Below are 13,783 nucleotides of genomic sequence, written 5' to 3' on the forward strand. Positions count from 1 at the left end.
AATTGTAGAGTTAGTATAATGTTTAATTATCTCAATCTCTAAATGATAAATTAAACCATTTAGAGATTAAAATAATTTAGAAAAGATATCTTTAAAAAACTATATATAAAGTCTAGTTATTCGGATAATGTTTTAATATAAGTAACGGAGACTTTCTCGAAACCGTTTTTCTCAAAAAACGAATGGGCTTTATCATTGGTAATTCCACTTTCCAGAAACAGCGCTTTGACTTTTTGCTCGACTGCGAAATTGTGAATAAAATCCATAAGCTTTTTTCCCAAGGACATTCCGCGCAGGCTGCCATCTACAATCATATCTTCTATAATAAGGTATTTCCTGTAAATCCGGAGAATGGCAATCCCGATAATTTTGTTGTGGATATCTTCTATAGTAATCAGATTACAGTCATCCTCATCCAGTTCAGCAGAAAGTATTTCAGCAAAGTTTTCACTCCACTCCGTCGCAGACGTGGCCCTCCCGGACATAATTTCGGAGTGCGAAATATAGCTGTTCGTTCTGTGTTCTATAAAGAAATTAACAGCTTCTTCTTTTCTTTTGTTTTTATCCTGATGTCTGATGAAGACTTCCATTCTTTTATTTTTTGTTCATCTACAATAGTCAATTTTATGCCAATTCTGGCTTGTTAATCTATTAACATGGTTAGTGTTTGTTATAATTTTCCGGAATCGACATCTTTAATAAACTTAATAACCCCAGTCATAAATACTTTCTGATCATCCCACATGGCAAGGTGACTGCCATTAGGACAATACAGATAGCTTCCTTTTTGTACCAGTTTACTTTGTTCTTCCATGGCTTTAGGATCCATTGTGTCGTACTTAGCGCCAATCATTAACGTTGGTGTTGCAATTTCATGAAGCCTGTTTTTAATATCCCATTTAGCCAATCTTGCGTCAGTGCTCATCCCAAGTTCGCTAGGTCCCTGCATAAGGGTATATACAGTACTGTTCACATGTTTCAGGGAACGGTTCAAAGCATCCGGCCATTCCGGAAGCCGGCAGATGTGTTGCGCATAATAATTGGGAAACAGTAATTCTGTATAGCGTGGATTGGCGTAGTCTTTTTTAGCTTCAATGGCACGAACTTCTGCCAGTACTTCAGGTTTCATTTGTTTAGCTAAAACCTCGGCATATTTCACATATTCCGGTGCACTGGCCATCATATTGGATACGAGCAATCCTTTTAGGTTTTTCTGATATTTCAAGGCATATTCCATAGCCAGAATTCCACCCCAGGAATTCCCCAGAACATAGAAATTGTCTTTATCTGCATTAATAGCTTTACGTACCTGTTCAACTTCATCTACAAAACGGTCGATATTCCACAGGCTGTTGTCTGTAGGCTGATCGCTGTAATAAGAGCCCAGTTGATCGTATTCGTAAAACTCGAAACCTTCCCGCTGAAAGAAAGTCTCGAAGCATTCCATGTATTCATGAGTCATCGCCGGACCGCCATGCAATAACAAAACTTTTATTTTAGGATTCGTTCCGAAGCGTTTGGTCCAGACTTTAAAGTTACCAACAGGAGTGGTAATCGGAATCATCTTTACGCCGCCGGCTTCTACAGAATCTTTATAATTAAAATAATCGGCAGTGGAAACAACGGTAGGCGCTGATTCTTTTTGCTTGCAGGATGCTATAAACATTGCAATGCTTAGTAGCAAGATAAAAATTCGTATGTTATTTTTCATTTTAAAAAGAGTGATTGGATGGTGTGTTTTACTGGTCTTTATAAATATTCCAGAAGTTGTAGTCTGTCATTGGTGCATCGGTTATGCCTATGCAACGCCCCATTGTTACAATTTGTCCGCGGTGGTAGGTTCCGTGGATAATAACATGTTGTATATATTCGTATTTAGAAAAATCGCACTGAAACCACTGAGATTCGATTTTTACATTTTTCGCCAGATCTTCTTCTGTAAGGCCATCAACATAATCTGCCAGCTTTTGCGAGTTATTCCTGATAGCACTGAATATTTCTTCTCTTCTGGATAGTGCTGCGGTAGCCGCAAAGTCGAATTCGTTTTTTTCAGAGATATGGCTCCACCAATATTCCTGCGTTTGCCATATGTGATGCAATGTCTTCAGAATAGTAGGAAAACTGGATGGTGTTTCCTGATTCAGTTGTTCATCAGATTTGGCAGAAAGCCAATCCAGATATTTATCAACTACCCAATTGTTGTACTGAACGGATTTTGAGATTAAGGTTTTTAGGCTCATGACTATGGATTTTTAGTTAGTTTTAGTTCAGGCTTATCACGTCCTACAAAGCGTCCTTTTCCAAGAAGGAAGTTGATGGCTTTAGCTACATTGTTGTCAATGCTTTGCTCTGTTTTCAGGTAGGAGATGTATTTTATAATTTCGTTTCTGGAAGAAGGACGGAGCTGATTGAAAACATTCAGTGCTTCCGGATTTTCTTTCAGTGCTGACAATAGTTTAGGGTGTGCCTCAATTTTCCTTTCTTCATAATCGACTTCTATGCTTATATCCAGTATTTCACCAATTCTTTTGGGTGAATTTTTCAGCATGGTCGTATTGATGTACAGCCGCCATTCGCCACTGTATTTTACCAGAGTTTGTATATAGTCTACATCGTTTACTGTACCTTTTATAGGAATTTTACCTTTGTACTTTTCCGAATGTTTTAGCATAGCTTCCAGTACAAGGGGAGGCAGAAATACAAAAGGATTGATCCCGATAATTTCGAGTTGGGCAGTAAAGTTATGTTGTTCTGTTGGTGTCATTTGTAGTCTGTATTATCTCAGTCTTTTTTGCTGTTCGCTTTCTTGTATTACCTTATCCAAACGGGATAGCTGTGTTTTTTCCTGTTTGGCACTCATAATCCAGTGTATGATTACTTTTTTATAAGAAGGAGCTTGTGTTGTGAAAAAATCCCAGGCAATTTTATTTTTCCGAAATTGTGTTTCAAAATCGGGATGAAGGGGGACAGGTTCTTTCTCGTGAGAATATATTCTGGATTTATTTTCGGTACGAAGACTAAATGCTTTTAGGCCGGCTTCCTTCATCAAGCCCTGATCAGAAAGATCCTCAACTTTTTTTATATTGATAGCACTCCAGATACTGTCTTTTTTTCGGGGGGTAAAACGAATCGTATAGCTTTCCTCATTCACGGATTTTCTTACACCATCTATCCATCCGAAACAAAGTGCCTGATCAACAGACTCCGACCAGCTCATAGAAGGTTTTTTGCTGTTCACTTTATAAAAACCTACCAAAAGCTCTGCCTCTGTCAGATGGTTGTCTTCTAACCAAGTTCTAAAATCGGATTGTGTACTGAAAAACTGAGGCTTCATTGTTAGTAAGTATATTATAGTTCAAAATGCCTGTTATGACTCGTATTTTCTGGGTTTATCAGTGATTTGTTGCAATAGGTAGCGGTCTCGAAATCGTTGATGCTGATGGACAGAAAGGAAATATCAGGAAGTAAGACGGCTAGTTTTGTAATAATTTGTTTCGAAAGATCGGCCTTTTGTTCTGTAGTCCGCCCTTCCATGATGTATCCGAAAATGTGGATAAAATCTTTCTTGCTCTCTGCCAGCTTATAATACTGGAAAGGTTGTATTCTCACTTTTATGTCGTTGGGCGCAAATAGACCTGTTTCTTCAGCTGCTTCATAAACGCTATTCATAATCTCGTCAGGTGAAACCTGCTGGATAACATCTTGTGAGCAGTCTATAATAAAATTGGGCATGGTACTTTAATTAATTTGTTTGTCTTTTGGAATCATTGTACTGCCACAGGACATTGATTATTTTCCATGTGCCATTGAGTTTTACAAGGTGCATGTAATCGATCCATTCATCTGCAAAAAGCTTAATGGAAGCTGTTCTTTCGGAAACATCGAGTAGTTTTATGTCTTTTCGGGGAGACGCCGGAAATTTATCACCGTTTTTGTTATAGCTTTCCGCAAGCAATACCATGGATTCTGTATTGGTTTCCCGGACATAATCTTTACCTGTCGCTTTGTTTTTCCAGAAAGTACGCTTTACCATTCTGGGATGTAAAGCACGCTCCATTCTGGCGGGATTTGGTGCATGTTGCGATTCTATATAATCAAGAGCGGCTTGTCTTATAGCAAGTGTATCTTGTTTTGTCTGCGCAGAAACAAATAGAGAAAAGAACAGAATACAAATAACAGAATATCTCATATCATTAAATATTGGTTTGGTGTATAGGTAATCTGATGATTTGAAGTTAACTGATTGAACCTCTGTCTAAAATTAATGAAAAAAAGAGAATGTAAAATATATTTTAGGCGATTTTGTGTTAAAGCAATTATTGTTGTTATTTCTTCTTCGCGTTTTTTACCAGAAAGAAAATGCTGGCGAAAAACACTGTAGCATAGATAGGCGCCAATGCCGGTTTTTCAAATTTGAATGTTTGAAAATCAAATTGTTTATATAATGTAAAACCCAGAATAATGGCTATAATCGCAAAAATAATAGATGTTGTTTTTTTGTTTTCCATACGTTGAAGATTATGTTAATCCAGTAAGCCTTTATCTTTCAGGTTATCAAAAATTAATTTGTCAACTTCAGATATCTTGTCTTTGTCCGAATATTTCAGCCATTTCATTTCTTCAATTTCAGAGCTCACTTTTAGTTCTCCGGAATATTCAGCAGCGTAGCAAGTCATCTTCACAATTGTGCCTTCTTCATGTCCATGTGCCTGAGCTTCAAAAGTACCAATATAATTGAGTGTTTTGTTATCTATTGTTACACTCAGTTCTTCATTTATTTCGCGGATCAGTGCCTGTTCGTCAGTTTCTCCGGTTTCTCTTTTTCCGCCAGGAAGATAATATTTGTCTTTTCCGAAGCTTTTGGTAGAGAGAATAGATTTCTCTTTTAATTCTATCCAGGCAAGTTTGTCAATTATTTTCATTTTTCTATTGATATAGTTGTTTGTATTTTATCGTTATTTGCTCTTACTTTTTTCCAAGAAAATAGTTATTACTCTTTTCATCTTTTTTTAAGGTGTAGGCTTTATTTATTTTGATCGTCCAGCCTTCACCTTCAATCAGTTCATCGTTTATTTTTACAGGAGCGCTTACCGATATTTTGTCCCAGTTAGGGCTCATTAATGCACCTTTTGTAACCTCCAGAATACCCCAATTGTCGGTAACTCTTATTTGTGGATAAACGGTTCCCTTATCTTCAATCGGGATTATATTTCTTGGATCAAAAGAAACATTCATTTTCTCAAATTTTATTTCGAGATGTGGCTGCTCTATGAATTTGCTTTTATACCCGGCGATCAGTTTTTTTATTTTTTCATCTCTTACTTTTTCTTCCAAAAAAATTGCTGTCCCGTTGTAGTTGCTGGCTATTTTTTCAACACTTGCTTTTAAGTTATTGGGTATTTTTATACCAAAATCCTGAATAAAGAAATCTGTAAGGTTGGTGTCGCCTTTAATTTTTTGGTTCCAGTATTTATCTTTTTGACTAAGTAAATAACCATAAACAGGGATAGTGCTGTAGGCAAATGAGCGAACATAAGTAGGGTTTTTAAGAAATGCATTGGTGGTCGCCACAAAATGTTCTTTTGTCTGCGCTTTGTTTCTTCCGCTTATCATAAATCCGGTATACTCGGCAAGACCTTCATTCAGTTCCAGTTGATTTTCAATTGTGGCAGATTCCGGGAAAAGAGAATTTCTGTATTTTCTGAAGATAAGCGCATTGGTCAGATGCTCTTTCTGTTCTTTTTTTGAATCGGAAAGCACAGCTTTTGTAAGGGCTTCTAATTCTAAACGAAGGTATATTCTCCCATCTTTCTGGTCTAGATGGTTGCTTTCTTTATTGTTTTGGGTAAAGCCTAATGCAGATTGGGCTTTGTGGAAAAGTTCGTGCGCCAGTAGGTTTATGCGGTTGTTTTTATTTTCAGACAATGGCAGCATAATCATAGCCCAGTTTTTGCCATTCCACATTAGGGAAGTATTGGCTATATTAATATTGTCGGGTAATTTGCCAACGTAGATATTGCCTTGTTTTGTCAAGCTATTTTGGGTGTCCGGCTCGTTGCTGTATAATTGTCTGGTTTTGGGTTCTACCAACAAAATTCCGCCATACAGATCCTTGTTCCATAGCTTGATGTTTTGCTGAGCAGCAGTTTTAATTTCTTCAAAATAATTGGAAATACTATTTAAATCCGGGGTTTCAGCTTTTTGGGCAGATATTGTTGAAATCTTGATTAAGAGTAAAAATGCTAAAAATATTTTTTTCATGGAGGTTTAGTTTTAACCTGTATTTAGATGTAAAGTCTAAATTTAAGCATTATATTGGGATTATGTTTATGAAATATATTATAATCGATTGATTTTGTTTAGAAAAGAATAAGTGATCAGTGTTTGATTGTTTATGCTTTTTATAACTGGTGTTGGTATTTTTCTTAGCCACGATAGCCTGCTCCGGCTCTTCTTACTTCATATTGGTTGCAGCAATATATTTCCTGTACTGTAGTTGTTTCATCAGTTTCCAGATCCATATATTCCTGTTTGTTAGTCACTTTTTTATATTTCTCTTTTGGGGCGGCAAAGCATAGCATTGTCCCAAAACCACTTTGTCCGTAAACACTGTAATCACCGTACATACAGCCATAACAATTTTTAAAATAATACTTTCCTCCAAATTGACTATAGATATCGTCCAGTGCGGTTTCTGTCAGATCACCAGTACCGGTATAAAGTTTTCCTTCTATGGTCAAAGAAATTGAAATTTTCTCTTCTTCAATTCCGCCGTCTGGTTCCGCATTGCCAAGTATGTATTCAATTTTCAGATCTGAATAAAATTCTGTATCCGTTGTTTTGTCTATAATCAGCTGTGAAATAAGAATCTCAAAAGTACAGTTGCAAAGTTCTTCTCTGACTGTTTCTGAGTTATAAACGGATGTTTTGCTCCATGTAAACCTTTGCAGTTGCTGCTCGGTATATTTTGATTTATCATCGACAGACAGGTCGGAAAATTCGGAACCCGAAAATTTAACACCGTAAATTTCGGTATATAAATTTTTAAAATCATTTTCAACAATTACAGCTGTTGTTCCTGAATTGTCAGTATATGTTCCACTGTATTTTGTTCGTTCTGTCATTGTGCTGTGCTACTGAATTCTTTCAATAGTATTCTCGTCGTTAAAGCTTTTTTGTTTTTGCAACTGAATGTTCCGGAAGGTTTCTCTGGATTCTGGTGCTATGGTTGTTTCCATACTTTGAAGAGCTCCGACCGCATTGTTAACGAAATTCTTTTTGGCCTCACGTAAGCCCGCCATAGTTGTTATGCTAGCATTCTCATACCTGCGTTTTTCGATAGTAAGCTTCTTTCCTTTCAGTTTATTGCCTGATACAGATTTTACCAACTCGAAATCATAATCTCCACTCTCGTCGGATATTTTGATAATTAATCCTGGTAATCCGGTAAATTTATAGGGACCATAAGCAAGCGGAATATCCGTGGTATACCATGCTGTCCAGTTTCTTCCGTTGTAGTTGACTTCAGCTTTTCTGCAGTTGAATGATTGTATTGTTTTTGACTCGTCCACAAGTTTCCAGTTGTTGATTACAGGCTCTTTGTAACCTAATAATGACATCCCGGCTCTTTCAAAATACTGAGTATTCTGATTGGTTTGTAATATTGTATACTGAAATTTTGTCTTTGGAAAAGATTTTCCTCTAAAGTCTGTATTTAGATTCCCTCCCACAGTTGCTTTTTGAAACTCACTTTGAAATGTTGAATCAAATTTCATCGATTTCTCACTAATGAAAAACGCACGATCCTTCAGCACCTGCAAAGAGAATAGTTCTTCGAATACCTGATCGGGAGCCGATTTATATAATTTTGCTTTCAGGGAATAGGTAAAGTCAGCGATAAGCGTGTCTTTTTTCTCTGCCTGAGAATAAAATAAAGTAAATAAAAAGAAGAGTAGAAATGTCGAAATTTTCTTAGCGTTATTCATGGCGTTTGGTGTAAAAAGTAAAAATAACATTTATTCTTAGACTTACGAGCCCATACGATGAATATTTCCCTAAAACTAGATCTATTTTTATTGTTTTAGTGTTTTTTAGGCAGAACAAACTTCAAATCTATCTATTGCAGTTAGATACCATTTATTATTTATTTTGGCTATGTAGAAAATAAAAGTTTCTTGATTTTTACCAATTAAAGTGACTTTATGACTTTTACGCTCTATTTCTTCAAATAATTTAATTTCTTTTTCATTCCAAATGGTTTCTTCCGTAAGCTTATTTTCATTTATTGCAATTGTGGATAAAAATTTTTCGTTAGTCGTCATATCAACATAAATTCCGGAAGGCTTATTCCAGCTTTCAGTTTCACAGCTAAAGACAGGAGAACCAGTTTCATTTATCAGATATTGCGTTTCAAAATTTGTGTCATACGGTAAATATTCTGGAACAGGCTCATTGAATGAAATTTGTTTTGCTATAGAGATATTATCAGCGATGCCTCTGGCAAACAGAAATGTAAGGCCGTAATCTTTGTGTATTAGGCTGTTTAAGGTATTTTCATCTTTCTTTTGATAGGCCTTAACGATTTTTATTATAGCATCGTTTATTTCATTTTCTTTCGTAGTCGATTTAATTTCTGTAGAAATTGAGTTTTCAGTATTTGTATTTTCAACCGAAATTTTATTTTCGACTTTTTCATTTTTCTGACCGCAAGAAAATGTTAGATAGCTTAAAAAGACAATAAATGTTATGCTTTTATTTTTCAATTTACTTTTTATTATTTTTCAATTCGCTTTCATGTTGAATCCCATTTGCATTAATTCTGCAATTCCATTTGCAAATCGGAAATAATCCCGTCTTATTTAGCTCTACAGTTCCACTGGCTACTAAATTGTCAACAGCGCCATTTTCATCTGTATCATCCATATAAATGTCAATTTCTTTGCCCGGGAATAATAAAACTTCTTGCCCGCTATAGTCCAATTTAATGTCCTGCTGGGAAAGCAAAACCAAATCGCTTTCAATAAGTTCGTTAAAGTCAACTTGAATTCTGGCGGGTTTCATCTCAATTTGTATACTGTTTTTGCTTTACCTATTTGCTATAGAAACAAATATAAATAAAAGTTGAACGATGAAAAATGGCTGGTTCCGGCTAATTTATATGGATTCAAGCACGAGCGTGACGTTCGCGTTAGCGAGGAGATTTGCCTGCTGTTGTTCATGATGTATGTTATTTCCAGTTGTAGTTTTTAGACCAGCTATAAAATTCTTTAATCTTATCCTGATGTTGTTCGCTGTACTGAATAGCATCTTTATCCTGAACGGATAGAAAAATAATATTGGCAAAAGGTTCAAGTAAGTTTTTTTCATTCATTTCAATAAAGTATGGTGCCAGAAAATTCCAGTAATAGCCTTTTTGTTTCGGCTTTACTTCTTTCATGATCCGACAAACTGGGGAAAACTTGTCTATAAACTTCTGAATTTCGGTTTTGTCTTTATTTTCCTCGTGTAGATCTTGGGTTGCAGACATTGAAAGCATAATATCGACAGTGGAGAAATCATCGGTATTTGATTTTTTATTATTTGTCTTATCGTCCGATATTGAAGAGAGAGAAACATTGATTGAGTTGTCTCCGCTTTTGCTAATGCCTTGTTTCATCAATGTAAGCATAGTCTCCAGATTGCCTTTGGCTCTTGAAGACTTATTGTCTAGTATCAGGTACCTTCCCGCTGCTAGTATTGAGGGGATTCTGTTGGATCTGTCAATTACAGCCAATGCATTGTATGAACCTGCATGATTGGGATTTAGTCTGGTTGTTATCTGAAATGCTTCTGTGGCTTTTTCAGTTTCTTTTACTTTATATAGAGCAATGCCTTTATTGAAATAAAGGTGGTAATAATCGGGATATTTTTTTATTCCCTCGTTGTAGGCTTTAATGGCTAAATCCGATTTACCAATATGATCCAAAGCATTTCCGTAAGTAACATAAACGGTTGCATTATCTTCTTTTGAATATAGCTTTAAAACAAGTTCACTAACTTCAATAGATTCATCATACTTCTTCATTATTTCTAAAGTCATAGCTTTTTCAGCAAGAGCAAAGAAATTGTTTTTATCAAGATTTAGAGCTTCGTTATATCTGGACAAAGCTTCATCATATTTTCCTTCATCATAAAGCGTAACCCCTTCACGAATTTTCTTTTCGGCTTCTGACTTATTTTGGGCAAATCCTAATGTTGAGAAACACAGAAACAACAAATAAAATTTCTTCATGTATATAGATTTTATTAACAGCTAAATTTACACATTATGTGAATGTAGAACGTGAAAAATTATCTATAATGCTCAGTTTTATAAAAATAAAAACCATTCTTGAAACAGAACGGTTTTTTTATCATTTTTAATATTAAGCTACGCGATAGTAGGGAACTATTTTCGTTATTATATGTTTTACTCATTTTCGAAAGTAACTCCACTCTCTTTATCCATTTGTGTACGTTCTTGTTGTGACATTCTTTTTCTTAAAACCTTTGTAGTGTAAGCACCTTTTACAATATTTTTATCGATATACATCCAGTCTGTTATATTTTGAGGATTAACCTCAATGGTGTCTCCCAATTTTACTTCCATGGTTGAAATTGGTTCATCACTTACGATTCCGTAGAATTTATTGTCATAGTAGTCAACTTTACTTATCCAAATATGTTCACCTCCGGAACCTGCAGTATTAAATCTTTCTTTCAGTGCGAAATTGTAATAATCAGGATTGTGACTTTCTATTGCTTCTTTGAATTTGTATAATGATTTTTGTGCATTTTCTATTGCTGTATTCATTTCATTATCTTCTCTTTGCAAAAGATGAACATCAGGTTCATTATCTCTTTTTACAATTTTATCTTTTTTCTGACAACTTAGTATTGTGATGCTTAAAAGTAGGCAGATTGAAAATTTAGGGTATATCATTTAATTCGATATTGTTAATTCGGGTTATATAAACTTGTTATTTGATTAATCTAAATCAGAGATTTTTGGAATAAGAGTCATTGTTTTAGTATGTACTATTACTTGTTGCTTTCAAAATAAAACCGCCTTATATAAAATAAAACGATTTTTATGTATTGTCTCGGTTGCCAACCATTATTTTTGGATAAACTGTTCCAGCTTGGTCATCATCTCATCTTTTTTCTTTTCAGTATTAAAACTTGGAGGGTAAAAAACTGCTGGTTCCGGCTGATTTATTTGGGGTGGGAAAAGAATTTTATATTTTGCTTAGCACGAGTGTGACGCTCGCGCTCGCGGTGGAAGTCTTTATTTTTCGAAAACTATAAATTCATGATCATCGTCGTCGTCGTGATCATCATTGTTTTTATTATAAGTGTCTTTCAAAAAATTCCAAATAAATTTTTCTTTTAAATCGTCAATTTCTTTAGCATTTTTTCTTTTTTGAATCTCCTCATTTTCTTTTTCTAATTCTTGTTTGTGTTTAAAGAGGTTATACATTTTTGTCAATCTCTCTTTCTCAATTTCACTTGCAGGCAACTTATGATCTATATTAAAATATTTACTATTGAATATGATATTGTCAAATTTTTCACGTTCATTTTTTAAGTTTTCAATACTTCTTAAGAACTCCTTTTCTTTTTCGTAAATGTTTTTAGTGATATTTTCAGTTTCTTTTATTAATAATTCCGTATCCGTAATGCTATGAATATTAGAAATTATTTCGATAAATCGTTTTGTTGTTATAGAATAAAAAAGTTGATTTGTTTCGGTAATAAATTCTTTAATTAACTCATTTCTTGGTCCAAAATCTTTTCCTTTAAATTTGATTGCCCAATCTTCCTTTCTATCATCAGAAATAAATAAAATGTCTTTACCTTGTGACTTGGAAAGAGCAATAATTTCTTTCCAAATTATTAAATCATTATATTTATTATTATCAGGCTTATCTTTGTCCTTATAGCCTGGAGGAATCTCTTTGGAATATCTTTCTTCACCTTCTTTATATATTTTATCTAAATCTTCATTTGAAAATTCGTCAGATAATTTATTTCCTACAATTGAAGTGATCTCTTCTAATATGGGATCATTATTCTGAATATAAGAAATGTCTAAATCTTGATTAAATTCGTCAATTGATTTTTTAATTTTTTCAAGAGATTTTTTTAAATTATTTGAAATATTTTCTTTTAACTCAATTTCATGTTTTAAAATACTTAATGACGAATTGTATTTTTCATTGCCGGTAAAATTATCTAAGATATTCAGTAATTTATTTTGATTATCAGAAATCATTTCAAAAATGTTTTCTTTGAAAGTTGTTCTATTCTCAATAATTAGAAATCTATTTTTGTAAAACTCATTGCATATTTGGTTTGTTAAAAAGATTCTATGAGATACCTTTTTAAGTATTTCCAAATACTTATTTCTGTTGTCAGAATTATATCTATAGATATTTAAAATAGAATTTGTATCTAGAACAATGATAGCATTTTTATATAAGTTCTCTAAGTTTTCAATTAAATGATAATGCTTAAATTTTTCTTTCATGAGGATGTGTTATAGTTAAAAATTTCAAAATGGTTAAAATTATTATCGGGTATAAAAATTGCTGTGTTTTTAGGGCAGATTAATATATTGTTTAAGTTGTTTACCAGTACATTGTTCCTAGTATATTTTGAGAACTTTAAAAAAATCGAAAAGCTTGAATGTAAAGAGTATTTTTTATTCATATACTAACCTCACATTTGCCAAAATGTAGTACTAATCTTGATTTTGAAGTACATGAAAAATTGCTTCTGTATTGTCGAAATATTTTTGAGAATATTTGGTTTTTAAACTTTTGCCCAACCCATCTAATCCTGGATAGATGCTGTTTTCACTTATTCCGAGAATTTCTAATTCTTTTAATATTTTTTGTTTATTATTTTTATCAATGATTAAGCTATTTAAAATTTTAGAATCTTCAATTTCCATTAATCCATTTATTTCATTACCAAAAATGGTAAAACAGCCAGATTGAAACTGTAATCTATTTTCTAAATATGGAGGATAAATTGCTAATGGGAAATAAGAACTTTCAGGTAGTTTATCATTTGAAAAATCCATAAGTAAATACCTTCTTGAGATCTCTCTCATTCTAAATTTCCCCTCTTTATTAAAAAGCCTTTTTCTTTTATGATTATCACTAAAAGTAGGGATCATTTTACAATTTTTTTCACTTCCTAAAATTTTCTGAAAAGTAATATTGTTTAGTCCGAAAGGGTTTAGTATCCATATTCGACCATCCCTATCTTTATTAGAACTTACAGCAAAATATAATGCAATTAATGCATTTTCACTCCAATCTAATAATCTTGTTTGTATTCCGTAATGCTGTATTAAGAAATATCTATTAACAAAATTATTTTTCACTTTACTTTCTTTCAAATATCTAAAAGATTTTCTGTAATATTCAGCATCAATATTAGACTCAATAGATTTAATATTTTTTGAAAAAAATCTTTTGTTTTTTGTATGCTCTAAAGTTTCAGAAAGTACTCTATATGCATTTGGAACGAGAGGTGTTTCAAATTCTGAACTTGCTTCACCCCTAAACCAATAAATGTTTTTCGAATTATCTTCGTGATTAGTAGTTAAGGTTATAATTTTTTCAATAAATTGACTAACATTCTCGATTTTACTCATTGACTCAATATATTTCTCACTAATTTAAAATATATAAATAATATTTCCTTACGGAAAACCGTATTTGTGTAAAATATTATTTTGGAGCATAAAAAAAAC

At 33.4% G+C, this 13,783-nt stretch carries 18 protein-coding genes; all 18 read right to left on the reverse strand.

Going from position 1 to position 13,783, the window contains the following annotated elements; genetic code table 11:
* Window positions 1-116 precede the first annotated feature (116 nt).
* Window positions 117-590 carry a GNAT family N-acetyltransferase gene (locus C8J95_RS07290; protein WP_107807772.1) on the reverse strand — a complete coding sequence of 158 codons (474 nt, stop codon included), beginning with the start codon at window positions 588-590 and terminating at the stop codon, window positions 117-119.
* 80 nt (window positions 591-670) lie between these two features.
* Window positions 671-1,711 carry a proline-specific peptidase family protein gene (locus tag C8J95_RS07295; RefSeq protein ID WP_107807773.1) on the reverse strand — a complete coding sequence of 347 codons (1,041 nt, stop codon included), beginning with the start codon at window positions 1,709-1,711 and terminating at the stop codon, window positions 671-673.
* A 28-nt stretch (window positions 1,712-1,739) separates the two neighbouring features.
* Window positions 1,740-2,240 carry a DinB family protein gene (locus C8J95_RS07300; RefSeq protein ID WP_107807774.1) on the reverse strand — a complete coding sequence of 167 codons (501 nt, stop codon included), beginning with the start codon at window positions 2,238-2,240 and terminating at the stop codon, window positions 1,740-1,742.
* 2 nt (window positions 2,241-2,242) lie between these two features.
* A complete protein-coding gene (locus C8J95_RS07305; RefSeq protein WP_107807775.1) occupies window positions 2,243-2,764 on the reverse strand; it encodes a YdeI/OmpD-associated family protein in 522 nt (173 codons plus the stop codon).
* Between the two features lie 12 nt (window positions 2,765-2,776).
* Window positions 2,777-3,334 (reverse strand): YdeI family protein, encoded by a 558-nt coding sequence (locus tag C8J95_RS07310; RefSeq protein ID WP_107807776.1) that lies wholly within the window; start codon window positions 3,332-3,334, stop codon window positions 2,777-2,779.
* 14 nt (window positions 3,335-3,348) lie between these two features.
* Window positions 3,349-3,732 carry a 5-carboxymethyl-2-hydroxymuconate Delta-isomerase gene (locus tag C8J95_RS07315; protein ID WP_107807777.1) on the reverse strand — a complete coding sequence of 128 codons (384 nt, stop codon included), beginning with the start codon at window positions 3,730-3,732 and terminating at the stop codon, window positions 3,349-3,351.
* 10 nt (window positions 3,733-3,742) lie between these two features.
* Window positions 3,743-4,189, reverse strand: coding sequence for a nuclear transport factor 2 family protein (locus C8J95_RS07320; RefSeq protein WP_107807778.1), 447 nt, complete (start codon window positions 4,187-4,189; stop codon window positions 3,743-3,745).
* Between the two features lie 136 nt (window positions 4,190-4,325).
* Window positions 4,326-4,508: a hypothetical protein gene (locus tag C8J95_RS07325; RefSeq protein WP_107807779.1), complete on the reverse strand. Its 183-nt coding sequence runs from the start codon at window positions 4,506-4,508 to the stop codon at window positions 4,326-4,328.
* 15 nt (window positions 4,509-4,523) lie between these two features.
* Window positions 4,524-4,922, reverse strand: a complete 399-nt coding sequence (locus C8J95_RS07330) for an NUDIX domain-containing protein (RefSeq protein ID WP_107807780.1) — start codon at window positions 4,920-4,922, stop codon at window positions 4,524-4,526.
* 43 nt (window positions 4,923-4,965) lie between these two features.
* Window positions 4,966-6,261, reverse strand: coding sequence for a hypothetical protein (locus C8J95_RS07335; protein WP_107807781.1), 1,296 nt, complete (start codon window positions 6,259-6,261; stop codon window positions 4,966-4,968).
* 164 nt (window positions 6,262-6,425) lie between these two features.
* On the reverse strand, window positions 6,426-7,124 hold the full coding sequence (locus tag C8J95_RS07340; RefSeq protein ID WP_107807782.1) for a DUF6304 family protein: 699 nt from the start codon (window positions 7,122-7,124) through the stop codon (window positions 6,426-6,428).
* A gap of 9 nt (window positions 7,125-7,133) precedes the next feature.
* A complete protein-coding gene (locus tag C8J95_RS07345; protein WP_255412744.1) occupies window positions 7,134-7,985 on the reverse strand; it encodes a GLPGLI family protein in 852 nt (283 codons plus the stop codon).
* A gap of 105 nt (window positions 7,986-8,090) precedes the next feature.
* Window positions 8,091-8,762 carry a hypothetical protein gene (locus tag C8J95_RS07350; RefSeq protein WP_107807784.1) on the reverse strand — a complete coding sequence of 224 codons (672 nt, stop codon included), beginning with the start codon at window positions 8,760-8,762 and terminating at the stop codon, window positions 8,091-8,093.
* Window position 8,763: 1 nt separating this feature from the next.
* Window positions 8,764-9,060, reverse strand: a complete 297-nt coding sequence (locus C8J95_RS07355) for a hypothetical protein (RefSeq protein ID WP_078780922.1) — start codon at window positions 9,058-9,060, stop codon at window positions 8,764-8,766.
* A gap of 166 nt (window positions 9,061-9,226) precedes the next feature.
* A complete protein-coding gene (locus tag C8J95_RS07360; protein ID WP_107807785.1) occupies window positions 9,227-10,270 on the reverse strand; it encodes a tetratricopeptide repeat protein in 1,044 nt (347 codons plus the stop codon).
* A 177-nt stretch (window positions 10,271-10,447) separates the two neighbouring features.
* On the reverse strand, window positions 10,448-10,960 hold the full coding sequence (locus C8J95_RS07365; protein WP_107807786.1) for a DUF2314 domain-containing protein: 513 nt from the start codon (window positions 10,958-10,960) through the stop codon (window positions 10,448-10,450).
* Window positions 10,961-11,305: 345 nt separating this feature from the next.
* Window positions 11,306-12,547 carry a PIN-like domain-containing protein gene (locus tag C8J95_RS07370; protein ID WP_107807787.1) on the reverse strand — a complete coding sequence of 414 codons (1,242 nt, stop codon included), beginning with the start codon at window positions 12,545-12,547 and terminating at the stop codon, window positions 11,306-11,308.
* A gap of 213 nt (window positions 12,548-12,760) precedes the next feature.
* Window positions 12,761-13,684 (reverse strand): FRG domain-containing protein, encoded by a 924-nt coding sequence (locus tag C8J95_RS07375; RefSeq protein ID WP_107807788.1) that lies wholly within the window; start codon window positions 13,682-13,684, stop codon window positions 12,761-12,763.
* Window positions 13,685-13,783: the final 99 nt, after the last annotated feature.

It is taken from the genome of Elizabethkingia sp. YR214 (assembly GCF_003058195.1).
Lineage (GTDB): Bacteria > Bacteroidota > Bacteroidia > Flavobacteriales > Weeksellaceae > Elizabethkingia.